Origin of the sequence: Pseudomonas sp. ANT_J28 (assembly GCF_008370005.1) — a bacterium.
Classification (GTDB): domain Bacteria; phylum Pseudomonadota; class Gammaproteobacteria; order Pseudomonadales; family Pseudomonadaceae; genus Aquipseudomonas; species Aquipseudomonas frigoris.
Window position 1 is genome coordinate 130516 of the sequence record NZ_VOBM01000003.1, and the last position, 22369, is coordinate 152884.

A 22369-nucleotide genomic window follows, 5' to 3' on the forward strand; every position below is an offset into this window, starting at 1 on the left:
CCGTTGGCCGGGGTCGAGTTACTGTCCGCGCGCTACATCGCCCGGGTGTTCCGCCGCGCCACGGGCATGCCGCCGCACACCTGGCTGATGCAGCAGCGCATCGCTCGGGGCGAGGGCGCTGTTACAGAGCGGTTGCTTGCCACTGGAAGTGGCGACGCAGTTGGGGTTTGCTGACCAGAGTCATCTGAGCCGGCAATTCAAGCAGGTTTACGGCGTGGGACCGGGCGCGTATCGCAGCGCCCGGCTTTAGAATCAAAAGATCTTCATTCGCCGATGGCGACGCCCCGCGCAGGATCGTTGATCCACTCGCTCCATGAACCGGCATACAACGATCCCAACGGATAACCCGCCAGGCACAACGCGAACAGGTTGTGGCAGGCCGTCACGCCAGAACCGCAGTACGCGACCAGATCGCTCGGCGAGCGATCACCGAGCTTCGCAGCAAAGCGCTGCTTGAGCTGATCGGCCGGCAGAAAACGCCCGTCGCTGCCCAGGTTGTCGGTGAACGCCGCGCATTGCGCGCCTGGGATGTGCCCGGCAATCGGATCGATCGGCTCTACTTCGCCCTTGAAACGCGGCAAGCCGCGGGCATCAAGCAGGGTCAGCGCGGGCTGGCCGAGACGTTTCTGGAGCTGTCCGGCGCTCAAGACCAGCGCGTCGTCCGGCGACCCCGTGAAGGTGCCACGTTCAATCTGCGGCGCATCAAGACTCAGGGGCAAACCGGCCGCGTGCCAGGCCTTGAGCCCGCCATCCAGAATGAACACGCCATCACGTTTGCCCAGCCAGGCCAGCAACCACCAGGCCCGCGCCGCGAACGCACCCGGACCGTCGTCGTACAAAATCACGTCGCTGTCGGCGTTGACGCCCCAGGCTTGCAGACGTTCGATCAAGTCTTCAGGCTCAGGCAACGGATGTCGCCCGGTCACACCCTTGACCACTGTCCCGCTCAAATCACGCTCAAGATCGGCAAAGCTCGACCCGGCGATATGCCCTTCGGCATAGCTGCGCTGACCGTAGTCCGGGTCTTCGAGGGCAAAACGACAATCCAGAATCACCAGCCCCCGCTGCTCCTTTTTCAGGTCCAACGCTTGCGGGCTGATCAGTTGCGCAATGGGCATAACGGGCTCCTGTGATTAGGCGATGTTTGATCCTACTGCACTTTCTACCCCACTTCTTCCAGCGCTTGGGCCAGCGGCACGTAAAACTCCTCGAACAGCGCATTCACCGCATCGCGAGACTGATCCGTGACAAAACCGGCCTCAAGCACCAGTACCTGATACACCCCACGTTTAATGGCCTGTTCACTCAGGTGATTGGAATTTTCACGTGTGGTGCACAGAAAACGCACCCAGGACGTCAGGATGATCCAAGCATTGAGCGTCAGGGATTCGATCTGAACCTTGTCCATTTGCAGGATGCCGGCCTCGACGAAGCCCGCGTAGATGTGCGTGCCATGGATCAGACAGCGTTGGGAAAAGCGTCGATAACGGGCGGCCAACTCCGGATCACTGTCGAGCAAGTGCTCCAGATCGCGGTGCAAAAACCGGTAGCGCCACATGGCGGCCAGCAGCTCCTGAAGGTAGAAGCGCTTGTCTTCGACCGTGGCGGCACGACCCTGTGGCGGGCGCAGGAAGCTGTCCACCAGGCTTTCGTACTCACTGAACAGCACGGCGATGATCGCCTGCTTGTTGGGGAAGTGGTAGTACAGGTTGCCCGGGGAAATTTCCATATGGGCGGCAATGTGGTTGGTGCTGATGCTGCGCTCACCCTGCTGATTGAACAGCTCCAAGCTGTTCTGCACGATGCGCTCGCTGGTTTTGATCCGAGGGGCCATGGCTTGGGCTTTAATTCAAAGTGCGTTGACCGGCATCTTACGACCTATCCGTGGCTGGATAAAACAAAGCTGCGCCAGGATGTCATTTGACTTTATAGAGCATAGACTCTAAAAAGTCCCTCGTTACAATAAATCCGGAGCTGACCATGACTGCTGACATCGCCTACTTGCAGAACCTGCAGCAGCCTCTGGAAGAGCTCCAGACCCTGTTCGACGCCCAACGCGCGGCGTATGCCGCCAACCCGATGCCGCCCGCCGCCCAGCGCCAGCAATGGCTGAAAGCTCTGCGCGATCTGTTGAGCAATGAGCGTCAGGCACTGATCGATGCGATCAGCCAGGATTTCAGCCACCGCAGCGCCGATGAAACCCTGCTCGCCGAACTGATGCCCAGCCTGCACGGCATTCACTACGCCAGTCAGCATCTCAAAGGCTGGATGAAAGCGTCGAAACGCAAGGTCGGGGTTGCCTTTCAACCCGCGGCGGCCAAAGTCATTTATCAACCGTTGGGTGTGGTCGGGGTGATCGTGCCGTGGAACTACCCGCTGTATCTGGCCATCGGGCCGTTGGTGGGCGCATTGTCGGCAGGCAATCGGGTGATGCTCAAGCTCAGCGAATCAACTCCCGCCACCGGTTTGTTGCTCAAGGAACTGCTGGGCCGAATCTTCCCGCAAGACCTGGTCTGCGTGGTACTGGGCGAAGCCGATATCGGTGTAGCGTTCTCCAGATTACGTTTCGATCACCTGCTGTTCACTGGCGCCACCAGCATCGGCAAACACGTGATGCGCGCTGCGGCCGAGAACCTGACCCCGGTGACCCTCGAACTCGGCGGCAAATCCCCGGCCATCGTGTCGCGCGACGTGCCGCTCAAGGATGCTGCCGAACGCATCGCCTTCGGCAAGACGCTCAACGCCGGACAGACCTGCGTGGCCCCGGACTATGTGCTGGTGCCGGAAGATCGCGTAGGCGCTTTCGTCGAAGCCTATCGTCAGGCGGTTCGCGGGTTTTATCCGACTTTGACCGATAACCCGGACTACACCGCGATCATCAATGACCGACAATTGGCACGCCTCAACGGCTACATCAGCGACGCCACCAGCAAGGGCGCGCTGCTGATTCCGCTGTTCGACAAGGGCCAGGGGCGCCGCATGAGCCACAGCCTGCTGCTCAACGTCAGCAACGACATGATGGTGATGCAGGACGAAATCTTCGGTCCGCTGTTGCCGATCGTTCCCTACAAGGATCTGGATCAGGCCTTTGCCTACATCAATGAACGACCCCGTCCGCTGGCCCTGTATTACTTCGGCTACGACAAGCGTGAGCAACACCGCGTACTTCACGAAACCCATTCCGGCGGCGTGTGCCTGAACGACACCCTGCTGCACGTCGCTCAGGACGATATGCCATTCGGCGGGATCGGCGCCTCGGGCATGGGCCATTACCATGGCCACGAAGGTTTCCTGACCTTCAGCAAAGCCAAAGGTGTGCTGATCAAACAGCGGTTCAACGCAGCGAAATTGATCTATCCGCCGTACGGGAAATCCATTCAGAAGCTGATTCAGAAGCTGTTTATCCGCTAACGATCATCCCCTTCGGGTAATAACAACAATGAGCCCAAGCCTGTCCGATACACCCGCGTTGTCACGGCGCGGCTTGCTTAAGTTCAGCCTGGGTGCCAGCGCCTTTCTCGCCACCGCCGGTTTGGGAGCGAACCTCAGCGGCTGCTCATCGAGCATTCCGGCCAGCGGTTACGCGATTCTGCGCAGCGGTGACTTGCTGTTTTTGCGCGCACTGATTCCGGTGATGCTCGACGGCGCTGTGGCCGTCGAAACAATGCCAGCAGCCGTCGATTACACCCTTCAAACCTTGGATAACGGTCTGAATCACCTGTCACCGGAAATGCTCAAGCTCACCCGGCAGTTATTCGATGTGCTGGGAATGAGCATCACCCGCGGCCCACTGACCGGGATCTGGGGCAGCTGGGAAAACGCCAGTGCCGACGATATCCGGCACTTTCTCGATCGCTGGGAAAACAGCTCGTTAGGCCTTCTGCGCATGGGACACAGCTCGTTGCTGCAACTGGTGATGATGGCGTGGTACAGCCGCTCGGAATCCTGGGTGCATTGCGGGTATCCCGGACCGCCTACCGTTTGAGATCGGCCCGCCCACACCTCCAATAATAAAAAGAGAACTGAAGATGCCCGTACCCGATCCGTTCCGCGAAGGCCTGGCCCGTGGCTGGAAAACCTATAACGGTTCGCAACTGACCCAGGACCTGACCCTCGAAGCGGACGTGGCGATTATCGGCAGCGGCGCGGGCGGCGGCACCACCGCCGAAATCCTCAGCGCCGCGGGCTACAAGGTATTGCTGATCGAGGAAGGCCCGCTCAAGACCAGCAGCGACTTCAAGATGCTCGAAGACCAGGCCTACACCAGCCTTTATCAGGAAGGTATCGGCCGCATGAGCAAGGACGGCGCGATCACCATCCTTCAGGGCCGGGCGGTGGGCGGAACCACGCTAATCAACTGGACCTCAAGTTTTCGCACGCCGGATCCGACCCTCGACCACTGGGCCAAGGAACACGACGTCAAAGGCCACTCGCCGGCCGAGATGGCGCCGTGGTTCGAGAAAATGGAACAACGCCTGGGCGTCGCCCCCTGGATGATCCCGCCCAACGCCAACAACGACGTGATCCGCAAGGGCTGCGAAAAACTCGGCTACGCCTGGCATGTGATCCCGCGCAATGTGCGTGGCTGCTGGAACCTTGGCTACTGCGGCATGGGTTGCCCGACCAACGCCAAGCAATCGATGCTGGTCACGACCATCCCGGCGACCCTGGAAAAAGGTGGGGAGTTGCTCTATCTGGCTCGCGCCGAAAAGCTCTTGATCAGCGGCGACAAGGTCACGGGCTTGCATTGCGTAGCGATGGATGACCGCTGCGTCGCGCCTACCGGACACACGATCACGGTCAAGGCGCGGCATTACGTGCTAGCCGGCGGCGGGATCAACAGCCCGGCGCTGCTCATGCGCTCCGAGGCACCGGATCCGCACAAACGGCTGGGCAAACGAACTTTTCTACACCTGGTGAACATGTCGGCAGGGCTGTTCGACGAAGTGATCAACCCGTTTTATGGCGCGCCACAGTCGATCTATTCCGACCACTTCCAATGGCAGGACGGCACCACTGGAAAAATGTCTTACAAACTCGAAGTGCCGCCGCTGCACCCAGCGCTGGCGACCACTCTGCTCGGAGGCTTCGGCAAAGAAAACGCCCAGCATATGGAAAAGCTGCCCCACACCCACGCCATGCTGGCCTTGCTGCGGGACGGTTTTCACCCGGACAGCCCCGGCGGTAGCGTCGAGTTGCGCGGTGACGGCACGCCAGTGCTCGACTATCAGGTTTCACCCTATGCCTGGGACGGGTTGCGGCGGGCGTTCCACAGCATGGCCGAGATCCAGTTCGCGGGCGGTGCCCATGCGGTGATGCCAATGCACGCCGACGCTCGCTACGTGAAAACCCTGGCCGAAGCGCGCACACTGATCGACGGCCTGAGCCTTGAGCTGTATCGCACACGCCTGGGCAGCGCCCATGTGATGGGCGGTTGTGCCATGGGTGAAGACCCGAAAAACGCTGTGACCGACAGCCTCGGCCGGCATCATCAGTTAGGCAACCTGTCGATTCATGACGGCTCGCTGTTTCCCACCAGCATTGGCGCAAACCCGCAATTGTCGGTCTACGGGCTGACGGCGCAGCTGGCAACTTCTTTGGCCGAACGTTTGAAAAACCCATGAAAATGGAGAATATTCCACTGGTCTATAGTGCTTTCTTACCCAAAAGGCGACTTGGCCGACCGGGAAGGCTGCGATACCATCCGACTCCCCAACGGACTCCCGCCAGGACGACGCGATGAACCGAGTGTTGTACCCAGGTACCTTCGACCCTATTACCAAGGGCCATGGCGATCTGGTCGAACGCGCCGCGCGCCTGTTCGATCATGTGATCATCGCCGTCGCCGCCAGCCCGAAGAAAAACCCGTTGTTTCCCCTGGAACAGCGTGTGGCGCTGGCCCGCGAGGTCACTAAACATCTGCCCAACGTTGAAGTCGTCGGCTTCTCGACGCTGCTGGCGCACTTCGCCAAAGAGAAGAACGCCAACGTGTTTCTGCGGGGTTTGCGTGCAGTGTCGGACTTCGAATACGAATTCCAGCTGGCCAACATGAACCGTCAGCTGGCGCCGGATGTGGAAAGTTTGTTTCTTACCCCATCCGAGCGTTATTCGTACATTTCCTCGACGCTGGTGCGTGAAATTGCAGCCCTGGGCGGCGATATCACCAAGTTTGTCCACCCTGTGGTGGCGGACGCCCTGAACGAACGCTTTAAAAAGTAGGAGCTGCCGAAGGTTCGGGCCGCGTTCGGACGATCTTTTCCCTTGATCGCGCCCGCGTGCACTGCGGGCGCCAATGCGGCACAATTGTGCGCATTGGTTTATTGCGCCCGGGCCTTCCGCCCTGGCTGGAGTTAGCATGTCCCTGATCATCACCGACGATTGCATCAACTGCGACGTCTGCGAACCCGAGTGTCCGAACGCCGCCATCTCCCAGGGCGAAGAAATCTACGTGATCGACCCGAACCTGTGCACCCAGTGCGTCGGCCACTACGACGAGCCTCAGTGCCAGCAAGTGTGCCCGGTGGATTGCATACCGCTGGACGAGGCACATCCGGAAACTGAAGAGCAGTTGATGGAGAAGTACCGGATCATTACCGGTAAGGCTTGAGTCAGATAGTTTTGTAGCGTTTGTAAGGGCCTCATCGCGAGCAAGCTCGCTCCCACAGTTGATCGCGGTCTAATGTGGGAGCGAGCTTGCTCGCGATGAGGCCATCAGCCACACCCAAGAATTAACCGACTTCACTCCCGCTGCTCAAACCCTTCTCCGATACACCCCAGACACCGCACGAACGCCGCTTTCGCCGGGTCGACCACCAACGCCCGCCCCGCATCGCCGACGCCGCCGCCCAGCGCGGTAAACGGCAACGACACCACAAACGCTCCGGCACCGATCACTGTTGCCACGACCAGCAAGGGTCGGGCAATCAGCAAATCGCCGATCATGGCGTACGCCGGGGGATTCTGGATGGTGTAACGCGGGTCGCCGCTGCCTGTGTTTGCTGCCAGCGCTGGCGCACCGACGCTCAGCAGCAAAACGACGACAAGGGTTCGAAACAGGTTCATGGCACGGTCCTTGGGCTAGGCAGTCAGAACACTGACTATAGACCGTAGGCGTATCAGCTCTGACAACGCGGGCAAAAGACGCTGGCGCGCTGCCCGAGCTTCACTTCCCGCAACTCCGTGCCGCAGACCTTGCAGGGCGCACCACCACGGCCATACACGAACAGCTCCTGCTGGAAATAACCCGGCTGACCGTCACCGCCGATAAAGTCTCGCAGTGTGGTGCCGCCGCGCTCGATAGCGGCCGCCAGGATGCGCTTGATCTCGATCGCCAGTTTCAGATAACGCCCCCGAGAGATGCTTTTGGCCTCACGACGCGGGTCGATACCGGCGGCGAACAACGCTTCGGTTGCGTAGATGTTGCCCACGCCGACCACCACCGCGTTGTCCATGATGAACGGCTTGACCGCCATGGATCGCCCACGGGACTGCTGGAACAAGCGCTCGCCGTCGAACAGGTCGGTCAACGGCTCCGGCCCCAGGCGAATCAACAACTCATGGTTGAGTGGGTCAAGGCTCCAGAGCATCGCGCCAAACCGTCGCGGGTCGGTGTAACGCAAGGCCAGGCCGGATTCCAGTTCGATGTCCACATGCTCATGCTTGGCCACCGGCGTGCCGACTTCCACCAGACGCAGATTTCCCGACATCCCCAAATGGCTGATCAGCGTGCCGACTTCGGCATTGATCAGCAGGTACTTCGCGCGTCGCTCCACCAGCACGATACGCTGGCCAGACAGCCGCACATCCAGGTCTTCGGGAATCGGCCAGCGCAAGCGCCGCTCACGCACGATCACCCGGCTGACGCGCTGGCCTTCCAGGTGCGGCGCAATTCCGCGGCGGGTGGTTTCGACTTCAGGCAGTTCCGGCATGGTGCTCTCGAATCAGGCTGTGCAACGCTCAGCGGTGAGCGCCAAGGTCGCGAATCGTTTGTTTGAGGGTCTCGAAGTCGTAGCCCGAGAGACCGACATAATCGAGAACCAGCGGTGCGATGCTGTTCCACTCGTGGTCATCACGCTGGTTGCCCAGCACCCGGAAGGACGCACAAATGTGCTCGGCCATTTTCAGGATCGCCAGCAGGTTCTTCAGCTGACTGTTGCGCGACGACTCATCGCTGAAGATCGCCAACGCATTGTGGTGATTGGCGATGGCGGCGGTCACATGCTCCGGCAGGCGCCAGGATTTGGCGGTGTAATAACCCACCACCGCATGATTGGTATTGAACACCCGATTCTCAGTGTCCACCACCCGACATTCGGCGCTGGCACTGGCGTAGGCCTCTTCCAGAACGGTCATGTAGTTGGGGAAACGCTGGAGCATCAGCGGCACGCCGCAGTCATGGAACAGACCCAGGGCGTACGCTTCATCGCCGGCCTGGGCGCCGATACGCTTGGCCAGGGTCAGGCAGGTCATCGCCACGTCCTGAGCGGTATCCCAGAAACGGTTCAAGGTGACGATGGTGTCGTCGTTCATCTCGCCCTTGATCGACTGCGCGTTGATCAGGTTGATGATCGAGCGGCTGCCCAGCAGGTTCACTGCACGCTGAATCGAGGCGATCTTGTTGCTCAAGCCGTAATACGGCGAGTTGACGATTTTCAACAAGGCACCAGAGAGGCCCGGGTCCTGGGAGATCAGCTTCGCGATCACCTCCAGATCCGGATCGGGCATGTACTGTTCCATCTGCAAATCCACCATGATTTGCGGCTGGGCCGGCACGCTGATGCCTTGCAGGGACTGTTGAATCTGTTCGGTAGTCAGCTCTGGGGACATAAGTACACACTCTGGGACAGGCGGCGATTCTAACCCTTATAAAGTTGGATCCGACACCTTGGCCGGCCCATCGTCTGAAGTTTCATCAAATGCCGGCCCTTCCTCACCGCATGTCCATCCGCCAAACCGTGGCCGTGCGCAACACGCTATACTCCCGCTCTTTTTTCCGGAGCGACGTCATGTCCCTGCCTAGCCTGCGCCTCAAAGCCAACGCCGACCGTCGCCTGCGAAACGGCCATTTGTGGGTCTATAGCAACGAAATCGATGTAGCTGCTACTCCTTTGCACGGTTTCAAGGCCGGCGACCAGGCGATCCTCGAAGCAGCCAGCGGCAAGCCGCTGGGCATCGTTGCCATGAGCCCGAACAACCTGATCTGCGCCCGCCTCTTGTCGCGCGACATCAAGTTGCCGCTGGACAAGTCGCTGCTGGTGCATCGCCTGAACGTCGCGCTGTCCCTGCGCGATCGCCTGTTCGACAAGCCGTTCTATCGCCTGGTCTACGGCGATTCCGACCTGCTTCCAGGTCTGGTAGTCGACCGTTTCGGCGACATCCTGGTGGTACAGATCGCTTCGGCAACCATGGAAGCCCATAAAGAAGACGTGATCGCAGCGCTGACCCAAGTGATCAAGCCTAGCGGCATTCTGTTCAAGAACGACTCCGCTGCCCGTGATGCCGAAGGCCTCAACCGCTACGTCGAAACCGTGTTCGGCCTGGTGCCGGAGTGGGTTGCCCTGGAAGAAAACGGCGTGAAATTCGAAGCGCCCGTCATCCAGGGACAAAAAACCGGCTGGTTCTACGACCACCGCATGAACCGCGCGCGTCTGGCACCTTACGCCAAAGGCAAACGCGTGCTGGACCTGTACAGCTACATCGGTGGTTGGGGCGTGCAAGCGGCTGCGTTCGGCGCCAGTGAAGTGTTCTGCGTCGACGCATCGGCCTTCGCCCTCGACGGCGTCGAGCGCAACGCCGCGCTGAACGGTTTCGCCGACAAGATGACCTGCATCGAAGGCGACGTGTTCGAAGCCCTGAAAGAGCTGAAAGCCAGCGAAGAGCGTTTCGACGTGATCGTTGCCGATCCTCCGGCGTTCATCAAACGCAAAAAAGACATGAAGAACGGTGAAGGTGCCTACCGTCGCCTGAACGAGCAAGCCATGCGCCTGCTCAGCAAGGACGGCATCCTGGTCAGCGCTTCGTGCTCGATGCACCTGCCCGAGGACGATCTGCAGAACATCCTGCTGACCAGCGCCCGTCACCTGGACCGCAACATCCAGATGCTGGAGCGTGGCGGTCAGGGCCCGGATCACCCGGTTCACCCGGCCATCGCCGAAACCCGCTACATCAAGAGCATCACCTGCCGTCTGCTGCCAAACAGCTGATTTTGCCGGTTTGACGGGGAGCCCGCCGGCTCCCCGTTCTGTTATCTGTTATTGAATTCTCCAACTTCCTACTCCAGCGGCCTTAATGACTTGCAGGACGTTTCACTTTGTCTTTTATTTAAGCGGACAGTGCTTACAAGATCCATACAACCATCAGATCAATCCGACAAAATTACTGGAACATTCCTACCCAATCTCCCCTTGATAAGAATTCATTACAAACTATGATTAAGTCGTCACAAAGGAGTGACACTCACTATCAACTACAAGGAGTTCAAAACATGAAAGCAATTACTCTGGAATCTAACAAAATCGCCAACCTGTCTTTTCTGGTTGCTCCAAAAGCCCGCTAAATAAATGAGACGCTGGGGAGTGCCGGCTACCCAGCGTTTTCTATGGCACGGACCAGAGTGAGTCGCCGATCATGCAGATAAACCCGTATATATTCATACTTCCTCGTTCGCCCGGACAAATAGTCTGGGATTACAAGAACCATAAACAATTCGAACTTAATCTGGAATACTCAACCCGTCTCGCACACCTTATCGACAACCCCGAAAAGTTTGATCACAACAATATAATCGACACACAACTCCTGAACGCGGGAATACTCACACCTTCAATACAAGCCCCCCTTGAATGGGGATGGGATGAACTGTCGAAGATATTTCATATCGGGACCAAGAACATTCCTTGTGAATATGTCCCCCAGGATATTAATGAATGGTCGAGACACTATCTGGACCATTGCGCCGAAGTACTGGCCACGCCTGCCCCGGAGGTCATACTCGCAGAACGCCCGACAAGCGAACGGATTGCCCTGCCTCAACCTTCCTGTCTGCCGCAAAGCGCACTTGCAAAGACCTTGATCGACCGAAAGACCTGTCGCTCCTTCACGGGTGAAGGGGTTTCTCTCGACGATGTGGGCACTCTTTTGTATTTGTCCCTTGGCTATCTGCGTGAGCGCGAAAACGATATCGACGAAACCATCGCAGAAGGCCATGGCGCCCGGCGTAGCAGTCCATCCGGTGGTGGACTGAATGCCTGCGAAGGTTTTCTTCACGTTCAGAACGTCAACGGCCTGAATCCCGGGTTCTACGCCTACCACCCCACCGAACACGCATTGAGCTTCGTCAATCCGCTGCCTGACTCGCCCTTGGGGCAGTTGTTGTGTGGGCAGCATTTCATCAACAATCTGCCAGTCGGCCTGTTCATCACCGCTCGCTTCGACAAACTGTGGTGGAAATATGAACACTCGCGGGCCTACCGAATGGCTTACGTCGAAGCAGGTCATATTTCCCAGACCTTTCAACTGGTGGCCACCGCACTCGGGTTAAGCACCTGGCTGACCGGTGCGTTGGCGGACGATCAGGTCGAAACGTTGCTGGGGATCGAGGACAGCGCCGAACAGCCGTTGTTTTTTGTGGGCTGCGGGCGGAGTGACGGTCAAGTGATGTGCAAGGAATTGAAAGCGCTGCTGCGCAACCGAGGCTCACAACAATGACCGAGCCCCGCACAGGCGACCTGTCACTGCCCGATGCCTGGGCACAGCGCTTCACACTCGGCGAGTGGAATGCCCGGGCCTCGGTACGAACCAGCGAGCACACCTATCAATTGCCATCTGATCTGGAACGGCAACTGGAAACACGACACTGGTTCCCGCCCGCCTTCCTGCCCTACCTGAATCACCCGGAAATCGATGCAGCCGGCAGTGCGATCACCCATCGTTTATCGGCCAACCATCTGGTGTATTTCCTCGACTACACCACCCGGCTCGAACATCGAATCGTCAACCGCTCCGTGGAAACCCTCGTCCACGATGAGCTCGGCGCGTCCATCCCCCGACGGATGAAAACAGCCGCCCTCCAGCTGTACACCGATGAGGGTTATCACGCCTTGTTCTCCAATAGTCTCGCCGAGCAGATAGCCGACCTCTACGGCATGACCCAACGCCCGGTGATGCCGCGCCGCATTACCCGACTGAACGCCCTGATTGACCACAGCCCAGAGAGGCATAAGGCGCTGGCCTGGTTTCTCGTCGGTTTCGTATCGAGACCATCATCGCCAGGGAACTGCTCGAGGTTTGTCGCAACGAGCTGGTGTCCAGCGTCCAGGAAATGCTCAGGGACCACCTCACCGACGAGGCCCGACACAGTCGTTATTTTTGCGAAGTGTTCCATTACCTGTGGCTGACCCTGAACAGCAGCCAACGCACGTTCGCCGCGAAGCTGCTGGTGGACATCATCATGATTTTCTTCGAGGTCGATGAGCGATGGCTGAAGGTAAGCCTGAACAGCGTGGGCCTCCGGGAGAGTTGCGTCGCAGAAATTCTCAGTGCCCTACCGGCCCGCAAGCCTGCCTTCAGCGCGCCCGATCAGGCGCAGGCGCGACGCTACTGGCAATGGAAAAGGCAGGTTTTTTCGACCTGCCTTTTAACCAGCAGCTCTTCGCACAGGCAGGCCTTGTCGATGGATGAAGGAAAATCTGCGGTCAGTGTCAAACACCGCCGCTCTGCGATCACCCTATTAATGACCATGGTGATGCTCGGGGTCTTCCCTCTGGATGTTCTGCTGCCATCGTTCCCGGCGCTGGCCGAACACTTCCGGACCACGACATCGCGTTTTCCATCAGTCTGTTTGCCATCGGGATTGCACTTTCCCAACTACTGGTCGGGCCGCTCTCGGATGTCATCGGGCGCAAAAGTCTGCTGCTGGCGGGAATGGTGGTCTCGATGATCGGTGCGACAGGTTGCGTGCTGTCCACCGACTACGCCTGGTTCCTGGTGTTCCGGGTGGTGCAGGCCATCGGCTGCGGTTGCTTCGTACTTTCACAGGCGTTGGTCCAGGACCTGTTCGACGGCAAGGAGCGGGATCAACTGCGGATTCTGATGGCCACCGTCAGCGGGATCTTTATTTCCTTCTCGCCACTGGCTGGTACCCTGTTGCAACAGGCACTGGACTGGCCCGCAAGCTTTATTGTCTTTATTGCCCTCGCCGCCGCCGTGTTCCTTAAGGCCTGCTTCTTTCTTGAAAACCGGCACACCGCCGCAACCCAGCGCCGAAGTATTCTTCAATCCTACCGGCGTGTATGTCGCGATGCGGGGTTCCTCGGCTATTGGCTGATCGCCGCAATCGCCTTCACCTGCCACTTTTCCTTCATTGTCATCTCGCCCCTGATCTTCATGGAGCAGCTACAGCTTTCGGCCTACGAGTTTTCCCTGACGCTGCTGCTGTATGGCGTGGCCTACATCATCGGCGGCATTGTCGCTCGAGTCCTCGTCGGGCGGGTCACGGCCGATACCCAGATAGTCGTCGGCCTGGGCCTGATCTTCATTTCTGGACTGGTGATGCTCTTGCTCTCAAACCTGCTGGGGCTTTCAGCCCTGACCGTGCTGATCCCGATGATCATCTGCACCGCTGGCACGACCATCACCCGCCCTGTCGCCACTTCCAAAGCCATGGAAGTTTTCCCGGACAATGCCGGTACATCGGCGTCGGCCGGGAACACGCTGGTCTTCATCTCTGGCGGGCTGATCAGCGCCCTGATCAATCTGAGTGGAGCCCATCTGCAAACGACTCTCGCACTGAGTTTCCTCGCCTTGAGCACCGTCGGCGTTTCCTTCAATGCACTGATCGCACGTCGGCAGCTCGCGCTGAATAGCGGGTGATTCCTACCGATGGTCATCCCACACGTTCCGTCAGCGCTGGATCACCCTTTTCCGGCATTCCCTCCTGACGCCAGCCGTGTAGAATCGCGACATTCATCGCCAGTCATCCCCCGGCGGGTTTATGAGCTCAAGCTGAAGCGCGCGGCGATCCCGCAAAGTTATCGGCAACTTCCGGACACACGGCCATTTCTGAGTGTTCCAGACGTCAATAGAAGCTCACTTCCCTTTTGATACCTGATTAGCCGCCCGGAGTGCTTCATGCCTGATTACCGCTCGAAAACATCCACCCACGGCCGCAACATGGCCGGCGCGCGCGCACTGTGGCGCGCCACGGGGATGAAAGATGACGACTTCAAAAAGCCGATCATCGCCATTTCCAACTCCTTCACCCAGTTCGTTCCAGGCCACGTCCACCTCAAGGACCTGGGCCAACTCGTCGCCCGCGAAATCGAACGCGCCGGCGGTGTCGCCAAGGAATTCAACACCATTGCCGTGGATGACGGCATCGCCATGGGCCACGACGGCATGCTGTATTCGCTGCCGAGCCGCGAGATCATCGCGGACTCCGTCGAGTACATGGTCAACGCCCACTGTGCCGACGCCATCGTCTGCATCTCCAACTGCGACAAGATCACCCCAGGCATGCTGATGGCTGCCCTGCGCCTGAACATCCCGGTGATCTTCGTGTCCGGCGGCCCGATGGAAGCCGGCAAGACCAAACTGGCCAGCCACGGTCTCGACCTGGTCGACGCCATGGTGATCGCCGCCGATGCCAGCGCTTCTGACGAGAAAGTCGCCGAGTACGAGCGCAGCGCCTGCCCGACTTGCGGTTCGTGCTCCGGCATGTTCACCGCCAACTCGATGAACTGCCTGGTCGAAGCCCTCGGTCTGGCATTGCCGGGCAACGGTTCGACCCTGGCTACGCACAGCGACCGTGAACAGCTGTTCCTGCAGGCCGGGCGCACAATCGTCGAGCTGTGCAAGCGCTACTACGGCGACAACGATGAGTCGGTATTGCCGCGCAACATCGCCAACTTCAAGGCGTTCGAAAACGCCATGACCCTGGACATCGCCATGGGCGGTTCCACCAACACCATCCTGCACTTGCTGGCCGCTGCCCAGGAAGCCGAGATCGACTTCGACCTGAAGGACATCGACCGCCTCTCCCGCCACGTGCCGCAACTGTGCAAAGTCGCGCCGAACATCCAGAAGTACCACATGGAAGACGTGCACCGTGCTGGCGGGATCTTCAGCATCCTCGGCTCGCTGGCCCGTGGCGGTCTGCTGCACACCGACCTGCCGACCGTGCACAGCAAAACCCTGGCCGAAGGCATCGCCAAGTGGGACATCACCCAGACCAGCGACGAAGCGGTGCATCACTTCTTCAAGGCTGGCCCTGGGGGCATCCCGACGCAAACCGCGTTCAGCCAGTCGACCCGTTGGGAGACCCTGGACGACGACCGTGAAAACGGCTGCATCCGCAGTGTCGAACACGCCTACTCGAAAGAAGGCGGCCTGGCCGTACTGTACGGCAACATCGCGCTGGACGGCTGCGTGGTGAAAACCGCCGGCGTCGACGAGTCGATTCATGTCTTCGAAGGCAACGCGAAGATCTTCGAAAGCCAGGACAGCGCCGTACGCGGCATCCTCGCTGACGAAGTGAAGGCCGGCGACATCGTGATCATTCGTTACGAAGGCCCGAAAGGTGGCCCGGGCATGCAGGAAATGCTGTACCCGACGTCGTACCTGAAATCCAAAGGCCTGGGCAAAGCTTGCGCCCTGCTCACCGATGGCCGTTTCTCCGGCGGCACCTCGGGCCTGTCCATCGGCCACGCTTCCCCAGAAGCGGCGGCGGGCGGCGCGATTGGTCTGGTGCAGGATGGCGACAAAGTGCTGATCGACATTCCGAACCGCTCGATCAACCTGTTGATCAGCGACGAGGAAATGGCCGGCCGTCGTGCCGAGCAGGATCAGAAAGGCTGGAAACCTGTGGAAAAACGTCCACGCAAGGTGACCACCGCACTGAAGGCCTACGCCCTGCTGGCGACCAGCGCCGACAAGGGTGCAGTGCGTAATAAGGCGATGCTCGACGGACTATGATGCTTAACCGTTGAACAAAAAAATGCCCCGCCAAGTGCGGGGCATTTTTTTTGCGGCCAACTCGGTCAATTGTGGGAGCGGGCTTGCTCGCGAAAGCGGTGTATCAGTCGACATCAATGTCGGATGTGACGACCTCTTCGCGAGCAAGCCCGCTCCCACATTTGCTCCGTGTTGCCAGTGAGAGTGAGCTTGATCTCGCTTACTGGATTTCTGCCGGCGTCACAATCACCCAGTTCTTGTCCGCCGTGACCTGCAACCCTTCCTTGGCCTGAGCCGCGGCGTGCTTGGCCATCATGCCGTTAATCTGGGTCATGTATTTGTCTTTGCGGTTGACCCACAAGTGGATGCCGCCCTTGGCCACGTCGACATCGTGGAACAGCATGTAACCGTCGCTGGTCGGCGTATCGCCGCCCACCAGTACCGGTTTTTTCCACTCGTCGATGTAGGTCAGGATCGCCGCGTGCTTGCCGGCCATCCAGGTCGCCGGAGTCCACAGATACGGGGTCAGTTCGAGGCCGAGGTTGGCCTTCTCGTCATATTTGCCCGCGGTGATCTGCTTGCGCGCCGTGGTCAGTTCGCCGGTCTTGCGATCCTTTAGCAACGTGGTCACGCCGATTACGTTCTGCGGTTTGACGTTGTAGCCGTATTTCGGATCGGCAGCGACCATGCGCACCAGTTCTTCGGAGGCGGCGGTCATCACGTAGACCTCGATGCCGTTCTCCATCAGCTTGTTGTAGAGCTCTTTCTGGCCGGTGAAGATTTTCGGCGGATTGACGTCGAGGTTCTTGACCACATCGCCTTCGAAATAAGTCGCCGGCACCGGTTTACCGGAAGCCATCAACTCATCGACGTAGCCTTTGAGTTCCTCGAGGGTAAAGCCGGAGAACACTTGCGCGACCCATGGGTAGCAAACCATGTCGTCGACTTCGCAGAGGCGATAGTAGTAGCTGAACAGGCTTTCCTTGTGGTCGGCGGTGTCTTTGAACGGCATCAGTTTCAGGGAGGGGTCGAGCTTCTCGCGGGTGATCAGGCCTTTGTTTTCCATGAACGGCAGCAACGACTCTTCGAGGTCGTAGCGGTAACTGGTGTTGTCCATGTCGAACACCGCGTAGTTACCTTTGTTGGCGTTGGCGGCAATCATTGCGTCCAGCGCCTTGGCCTGATCGGCTGGCCAATGCTTCAAATCCGTAGCAAAGGCTTGGCCGGCGAGGCCCAAGCAGAGTGCGGCAGCCAGAAATTTCGGTGCGAGTTTCATCGGCATTTCTCCCTGAATTAAAGACATCGACGCTAACAAATAAGTGTGACAGTCCTCGTCTGTCAGCGACCGTCCACGTCCCTATTGCGCCAGCTGCATCCCTGAGAGCGACGCGTGCTTATTCCAAAAACGACTGATTCCATACGTTTTTGGTATTAATTCATTGTAAATCAAGCTGTTAGGCTTGCCGGCTCGCAGTCACCCCGGAAGGTGGCTGGCACAAGTCTTATCGGAGTTTTCCAATGAATCTGCCGCTGATCCTGAATCTGCTGGTGTTCCTCGCCCTGCTCTTTGGCCTGGCGAAAACCCGACACACCACGTGGAGCCTGGCAAAAAAAGTCCTGCTCGCGTTGGTGCTGGGCGTGGTGTTCGGTGTGGCTCTGCACACCGTTTACGGTACCGGCAACCCGGTACTGAAAGCCTCGATCGGCTGGTTCGATCTGGTGGGCAACGGTTACGTGCAGTTGCTGCAAATGATCGTGATCCCGCTGGTGTTCGCCTCGATCCTCAGCGCCGTGGCCCGGCTGCACAATGCCTCGTCGCTGGGCAAGATCAGCTTCCTGACCATCGGTACGCTGCTGTTCACCACCGCCTTCGCGGCGCTGATCGGCATCGGCCTGACCAACCTCTTCGGCCTGACGGCCGAAGGCCTGGTCGCAGGCACCCAGGAAATGGCCCGCCTGCAAACCATCCAGACCGACTACGCGGGCAAGGTTGCCGACCTGAATGTGCCGCAGCTGTTGCTGTCGTTCATTCCGCAAAACCCGTTCGCCGACCTCGCTCGCGCGAAGCCGACCTCGATCATCAGCGTGGTGATTTTTGCTGCGTTCCTTGGGGTCTCTGCGCTGCAACTGCTCAAGGACGATGTCGAGAAAGGTCAGAAAGTGATCAACGCCATCGACACCCTGCAAGCCTGGGTGATGCGCCTGGTGCGCTTGGTGATGAAGCTGACCCCGTACGGCGTATTGGCGCTGATGACCAAAGTGGTCGCCGGCTCCAACCTGCAGGACATCATCAAACTCGGCAGTTTCGTGGTGGTTTCCTACATCGGGCTCGGCCTGATGTTTGTGGTCCATGGCCTGCTGGTGTCGGCCGCCGGGATCAACCCGCTGCGCTTCTTCCGCAAGATCTGGCCGGTGCTGACGTTTGCTTTCACCAGCCGCTCCAGTGCCGCGACCATCCCACTGAGCATCGAAGCCCAGACCAGCCGTTTGGGTATTCCACAGTCCATCGCCAGTTTTGCCGCGTCGTTCGGCGCGACCATTGGCCAGAACGGTTGTGCCGGTCTGTACCCGGCGATGTTGGCGGTGATGGTCGCGCCGACTGTGGGCATCAACCCGTTGGACCCGCTGTGGATCGCGACGTTGGTGGCGATTGTGGCGCTGAGTTCGGCCGGTGTGGCGGGTGTCGGCGGTGGCGCGACGTTTGCCGCGTTGATCGTGTTGCCGGCGATGGGCTTGCCGGTGTCACTGGTGGCGTTGCTGATTTCGGTTGAGCCGCTGATTGATATGGGCCGTACGGCTTTGAACGTCAGCGGTTCGATTACCGCCGGGGCGATCACCAGCCAGATCATGCAGCAGACCGATAAAGAGCTGCTGGAGGCGGATGAGCATTCGGAGTTGGCTCACGCTTAAGTAGTGCCTGATAGTCCGCCTTCGCGAGCAAGCCCGCTCCCACATTGGATTTGTGCACGACGCAGATCAAGTGTGGGAGCGGGCTTGCTCGCGAAGCTGTTAGGCTTTTTCCCAAACCTCGAAGTTGTACGCTGGCTTGTCGCCTTCCGCCGCGTTCGGAACATTCGACACCAATTTCCACTGCCCCAAATCAAACTCCGGAAACCACGCATCCCCTTCCGGGCTCAACGCCACGCGCGTCAAATACAGCCGATCAGCCTGCGCCATCCCCTGCGCATACAACTGCGCCCCGCCAATCAGCATCAGCTCATCGACGCCTTGCTCCTTTGCCCACTCTTCAGCGCGAACAACGGCAGCCGCAAGCGACGGATAAACCTCCGCGCCCTCCAACACCAGATCCACCTGACGGCTGACCACGATGTTCAACCGGCCCGGCAACGGACGACCGAGCGAATCCCAGGTCTTGCGACCCATGATGATCGGCTTGCCGAGGGTGGTGGCCTTGAAGTATTTGAAGTCCCCCGGCAAGTGCCAGGGCATGCTGTTGTCGACGCCGATCACACGGTTTTCACCGAGGGCTGCGATCAGGCTGAGGGGGAGTGATTTAGTCATGCCGGCGAGGATACCAGAGCCTCCCGTACCCCGATAAGCGCCACAGCGGTTATGCTCACCGTTCAATTGAGCGACGGGATGCCGCGTGACTGAACTGAATAACCTCTGGTTGACGGAAACCATTCGCCTGCGTGAAGAACACGCCGGCCCCCTGGATGATCTGGAAGCCAACCGATTGGCCCGCAGCGCCGGCGGCGACCTGCCGACACGCATTCAACGCCGCGCCCTGTGGCTGGCCGAGCGCGATGGGCTGGCCAGTGCCCTAAAAAATTGGCGGCAAGGTGCGCGGCTGGCTCTGTTGGTGCTGGCTGTTCTCGCCGTTGCCAGCGGCGCTGGCCTGGCGTTTGCCGCGCTGGGCGACGGACAAACTCCGGTGAATGTGTTCTGGGCCTTGGGCAGTTTGCTTGGACTGAACCTGATTCTATTGCTGAGCTGGGCGTTGGGCCTGGTCTTCGCTGGCGAACACGGCGCCACCCTCGGACGCTTGTGGTTATGGCTCAGCGAAAAACTCGCTCGCGATGCCAAAGCCGCGCAACTGGCCCCGGCCCTGCTGCTCTTGCTGCAACGACAGAAACTCAATCGCTGGGCGGTCGGCGTGCTGGTCAATGGCTTGTGGTTGCTGGCGATGCTCAGTGCGCTGGTGATGCTGTTGATGCTGATGGCGACCCGGCGTTACGGCTTTGTCTGGGAAACCACGCTCCTCGGCGGCGACACCTTCGTCGCCATGACCCAGGCCCTCGGCGCCCTACCGGCCATGCTGGGTTTCAACGTTCCGACCATGGAAATGATCCGCACCAGCGGCGATGCCGCGCTGAACATCGAAAGCGCCCGTCAGGCCTGGGCAACATGGCTGGTCGGTGTACTGGTGGTCTACGGTGTTTTGCCGCGACTGTTGTTGGCGTTGTTTTGCCTGTGGTGCTGGAAAACCGGCCAAGCGGCATTGCGTCTGGATTTGAACCTGCCCGGTTATGCCCAACTGCGCGAACGGCTGATGCCGACCAGTGAACGCCTGGGCATCAGCGACGCCGCCCCGGAACACCTTCATCGCGTCGAGACCGCTGCCAGCGACCTGCCAAGCGATGGCGCATTGTTGGTGGCCATCGAGCTGGACGATCAACGTCCGTGGCCGCCGCAGCTACCGAAAACCGTCAGCAACGCCGGGATCCTCGACAGCCGCGAATCGCGCAACAAACTGCTCGAACAACTGAGCCGTTTCCCCCCGGCACGCTTGGCCATCGCCTGCGATCCACGGCGCTCGCCGGACCGTGGCAGCCTGGCATTGATCGCCGAACTGGCGCGCAACGCCACTGCCACCCGCGTCTGGTTGCTGCAAGCACCGCCGGGCGAAGCGCTGGACGCCGAAAGGCTGGGTGACTGGCACGTGGCGCTGCAACAGCTGGACTTGCCGTTCGCCGATTGCGCGCCGTTGAGCTGGCTGGAGAGCGGTCATGACTAATCCATGGAAAGCGCCCTTGAAGCTCGCTGTGGTCGGCCACACCAATGTCGGCAAAACCTCGTTGCTGCGAACGTTGACCCGAGATGTCGGCTTCGGCGAAGTCTCTCATCGCCCCAGCACCACTCGACACGTGGAAGGTGCACGGTTGTCGGTAGACGGCGAGCCCTTGCTCGACCTTTTCGATACGCCGGGCCTGGAAGACGCCATCGCCCTGCTCGACTATCTCGAACGTCTGGAACGACCGGGTGAACGCCTCGACGGTCCGGCGCGTCTGGCGCGCTTTCTTGAGGGCAGCGAAGCCCGGCAGCGTTTCGAACAGGAAGCCAAGGTGCTGCGGCAACTGCTGACCTGCGACGCTGGCCTCTATGTGATCGACGCCCGGGAGCCGGTGCTGGCCAAGTACCGCGACGAACTGGACGTGTTGGCCAGCTGCGGCAAACCGCTGCTGCCGGTGCTGAATTTCGTCAGCAGCGCCAACCACCGCGAGCCGGATTGGCGCGAAGCGTTGGCACGTCTGGGCTTACACGCCTTGGTGCGTTTCGACAGCGTCGCACCGCCGGAGGATGGCGAACGTCGACTCTACGAAAGCCTCGCGCTGCTGCTGGAAAACGCCCGCCCGCAACTGGAACGCCTGATCGCCGATCAGCAAGCCCAACGCCAGGCCCGGCAACAGAGTGCGGCGCGGCTGATTGCCGAATTATTGATCGACTGTGCCGCCTGCCGACGCAGCGTGGTCAGCGAAGCCGAGCAAGAACAGCAGGCCATCAACGAACTGCGCAAAGCGGTTCGCCAACGAGAACAACGCTGCGTCGAAGCGCTGCTCAAGCTCTACGCCTTCCGCCCGCAGGACGCGGCGGCCAGTGATCTGCCACTGCTCGATGGCCGCTGGGGCGATGACCTGTTCAATCCGGAAACCCTGAAACAGCTCGGCGTGCGAGTCGGTAGCGGTATCGCGGCCGGCGCGGCAGCCGGGGCCGGGGTCGACTTGTTGGTGGGTGGGTTGACCCTTGGCGCAGCGGCACTCGCCGGCGCAATTGCCGGCGGCGCCCTGCAAACCGCCCGCAGTTATGGCAGCCGGTTATTGGGCAAGATCAAAGGTCAGCGAGAACTGACCGTCGATGACAGCGTGCTGCGGCTATTGGCATTGCGTCAGCGACAACTGCTGCAAGCGCTCAATGCGCGCGGGCATGCGGCGATGGACAGCATTCAGGTCGCCACGCCCCAGGACAAATCCTGGCGCGAAGGCAAACTGCCCGAGGCACTGAACAAGGCGCGGGCGCATCCGCAGTGGTCGTCGCTCAATCCGCATCCGAAGTTGAATCAGGCGGAAAGGCTAGAGCAGGTTGAGGTATTGGCGCAGCAGCTTTAGGTCTGGGGTGTTGGGGCGGCCCCTTCGCGAGCAAGCCCGCTCCCACATTTGATTTTCAGTGACCCAATATTTGT

Annotated in this window: 18 protein-coding genes and 3 pseudogenes; 14 read left to right on the forward strand and 7 right to left on the reverse strand. The window is 59.8% G+C overall.

Features of this window, described 5'->3' with window-relative positions; genetic code table 11:
* Positions 1-30 precede the first annotated feature (30 nt).
* Positions 31-250: pseudogene (locus FQ187_RS02800) on the forward strand (helix-turn-helix transcriptional regulator); the annotation flags it as partial.
* A gap of 13 nt (positions 251-263) precedes the next feature.
* On the opposite strand, the gene FQ187_RS02805 reads toward FQ187_RS02800, so the two are convergent.
* The gene (locus FQ187_RS02805) at positions 264-1118 is read right to left on the reverse strand and encodes a sulfurtransferase (protein ID WP_149628324.1); all 855 of its coding nucleotides are present in this window, start codon (positions 1116-1118) and stop codon (positions 264-266) included.
* A 44-nt stretch (positions 1119-1162) separates the two neighbouring features.
* On the reverse strand, positions 1163-1834 hold the full coding sequence (locus FQ187_RS02810) for a TetR/AcrR family transcriptional regulator (protein WP_134098681.1): 672 nt from the start codon (positions 1832-1834) through the stop codon (positions 1163-1165).
* Between the two features lie 146 nt (positions 1835-1980).
* Here FQ187_RS02810 and FQ187_RS02815 point away from each other — a divergent pair, with 146 nt between their 5' ends.
* The 5 genes from FQ187_RS02815 to FQ187_RS02835 all read left to right on the forward strand — a co-directional run bounded on the left by FQ187_RS02815 (position 1981) and on the right by FQ187_RS02835 (position 6607).
* Positions 1981-3411 carry a coniferyl aldehyde dehydrogenase gene (locus FQ187_RS02815; protein ID WP_149628325.1) on the forward strand — a complete coding sequence of 477 codons (1431 nt, stop codon included), beginning with the start codon at positions 1981-1983 and terminating at the stop codon, positions 3409-3411.
* Between the two features lie 28 nt (positions 3412-3439).
* On the forward strand, positions 3440-3985 hold the full coding sequence (locus FQ187_RS02820; RefSeq protein WP_149628326.1) for a twin-arginine translocation pathway signal protein: 546 nt from the start codon (positions 3440-3442) through the stop codon (positions 3983-3985).
* A 43-nt stretch (positions 3986-4028) separates the two neighbouring features.
* Complete coding sequence (locus FQ187_RS02825; RefSeq protein WP_149628327.1) at positions 4029-5624, forward strand: GMC family oxidoreductase; 1596 nt, start codon at positions 4029-4031, stop codon at positions 5622-5624.
* Between the two features lie 115 nt (positions 5625-5739).
* Entirely contained in the window at positions 5740-6219 is a 480-nt protein-coding gene (coaD, locus tag FQ187_RS02830) for a pantetheine-phosphate adenylyltransferase (RefSeq protein ID WP_123368514.1), read from the forward strand.
* A 136-nt stretch (positions 6220-6355) separates the two neighbouring features.
* On the forward strand, positions 6356-6607 hold the full coding sequence (locus FQ187_RS02835) for a YfhL family 4Fe-4S dicluster ferredoxin (RefSeq protein WP_038358877.1): 252 nt from the start codon (positions 6356-6358) through the stop codon (positions 6605-6607).
* 131 nt (positions 6608-6738) lie between these two features.
* On the opposite strand, the gene FQ187_RS02840 is transcribed toward FQ187_RS02835, so the two are convergent.
* Genes FQ187_RS02840 through FQ187_RS02850 form a run of 3 tightly spaced genes read right to left on the reverse strand, consistent with a single transcriptional unit; the run spans position 6739 to position 8772 of the window.
* Positions 6739-7062 carry a multidrug transporter gene (locus tag FQ187_RS02840; protein WP_149628328.1) on the reverse strand — a complete coding sequence of 108 codons (324 nt, stop codon included), beginning with the start codon at positions 7060-7062 and terminating at the stop codon, positions 6739-6741.
* Between the two features lie 53 nt (positions 7063-7115).
* Positions 7116-7928, reverse strand: a complete 813-nt coding sequence (mutM, locus tag FQ187_RS02845; protein ID WP_095127062.1) for a bifunctional DNA-formamidopyrimidine glycosylase/DNA-(apurinic or apyrimidinic site) lyase — start codon at positions 7926-7928, stop codon at positions 7116-7118.
* Between the two features lie 28 nt (positions 7929-7956).
* Complete coding sequence (locus FQ187_RS02850) at positions 7957-8772, reverse strand: HDOD domain-containing protein (RefSeq protein WP_178122664.1); 816 nt, start codon at positions 8770-8772, stop codon at positions 7957-7959.
* Between the two features lie 233 nt (positions 8773-9005).
* On the opposite strand from FQ187_RS02850, the gene FQ187_RS02855 reads away from it, so the two are divergent.
* The 5 genes and pseudogenes from FQ187_RS02855 to ilvD all read left to right on the forward strand — a co-directional run bounded on the left by FQ187_RS02855 (position 9006) and on the right by ilvD (position 15969).
* Positions 9006-10202, forward strand: coding sequence for a class I SAM-dependent rRNA methyltransferase (locus FQ187_RS02855; RefSeq protein ID WP_033060516.1), 1197 nt, complete (start codon positions 9006-9008; stop codon positions 10200-10202).
* 424 nt (positions 10203-10626) lie between these two features.
* Positions 10627-11706, forward strand: coding sequence for a SagB family peptide dehydrogenase (locus tag FQ187_RS02860; RefSeq protein WP_149628330.1), 1080 nt, complete (start codon positions 10627-10629; stop codon positions 11704-11706).
* A pseudogene (locus FQ187_RS02865) lies at positions 11703-12678 on the forward strand (diiron oxygenase). The gene FQ187_RS02860 and the pseudogene FQ187_RS02865 overlap by 4 nt, the downstream one beginning before the upstream one ends.
* A pseudogene (locus FQ187_RS02870) lies at positions 12671-13869 on the forward strand (MFS transporter). Before FQ187_RS02865 ends, FQ187_RS02870 begins: the two co-directional pseudogenes overlap by 8 nt.
* A 258-nt stretch (positions 13870-14127) precedes the next feature.
* Positions 14128-15969: a dihydroxy-acid dehydratase gene (gene ilvD, locus FQ187_RS02875; RefSeq protein WP_149628331.1), complete on the forward strand. Its 1842-nt coding sequence runs from the start codon at positions 14128-14130 to the stop codon at positions 15967-15969.
* Positions 15970-16168: 199 nt separating this feature from the next.
* On the opposite strand, the gene FQ187_RS02880 is transcribed toward ilvD, so the two are convergent.
* Positions 16169-17224, reverse strand: a complete 1056-nt coding sequence (locus tag FQ187_RS02880) for a haloacid dehalogenase-like hydrolase (RefSeq protein WP_149628332.1) — start codon at positions 17222-17224, stop codon at positions 16169-16171.
* A gap of 242 nt (positions 17225-17466) precedes the next feature.
* On the opposite strand from FQ187_RS02880, the gene FQ187_RS02885 reads away from it, so the two are divergent.
* A complete protein-coding gene (locus tag FQ187_RS02885) occupies positions 17467-18858 on the forward strand; it encodes an L-cystine transporter (protein WP_149628333.1) in 1392 nt (463 codons plus the stop codon).
* A gap of 99 nt (positions 18859-18957) precedes the next feature.
* Here FQ187_RS02885 and FQ187_RS02890 read toward each other — a convergent pair whose 3' ends face one another.
* On the reverse strand, positions 18958-19470 hold the full coding sequence (locus FQ187_RS02890; RefSeq protein ID WP_149628334.1) for a dihydrofolate reductase: 513 nt from the start codon (positions 19468-19470) through the stop codon (positions 18958-18960).
* Between the two features lie 85 nt (positions 19471-19555).
* On the opposite strand from FQ187_RS02890, the gene FQ187_RS02895 reads away from it, so the two are divergent.
* A complete protein-coding gene (locus tag FQ187_RS02895) occupies positions 19556-20926 on the forward strand; it encodes a DUF2868 domain-containing protein (RefSeq protein ID WP_149628335.1) in 1371 nt (456 codons plus the stop codon).
* On the forward strand, positions 20919-22295 hold the full coding sequence (locus FQ187_RS02900; protein WP_149628336.1) for a GTPase/DUF3482 domain-containing protein: 1377 nt from the start codon (positions 20919-20921) through the stop codon (positions 22293-22295). Before FQ187_RS02895 ends, FQ187_RS02900 begins: the two co-directional genes overlap by 8 nt.
* Positions 22296-22369: the final 74 nt, after the last annotated feature.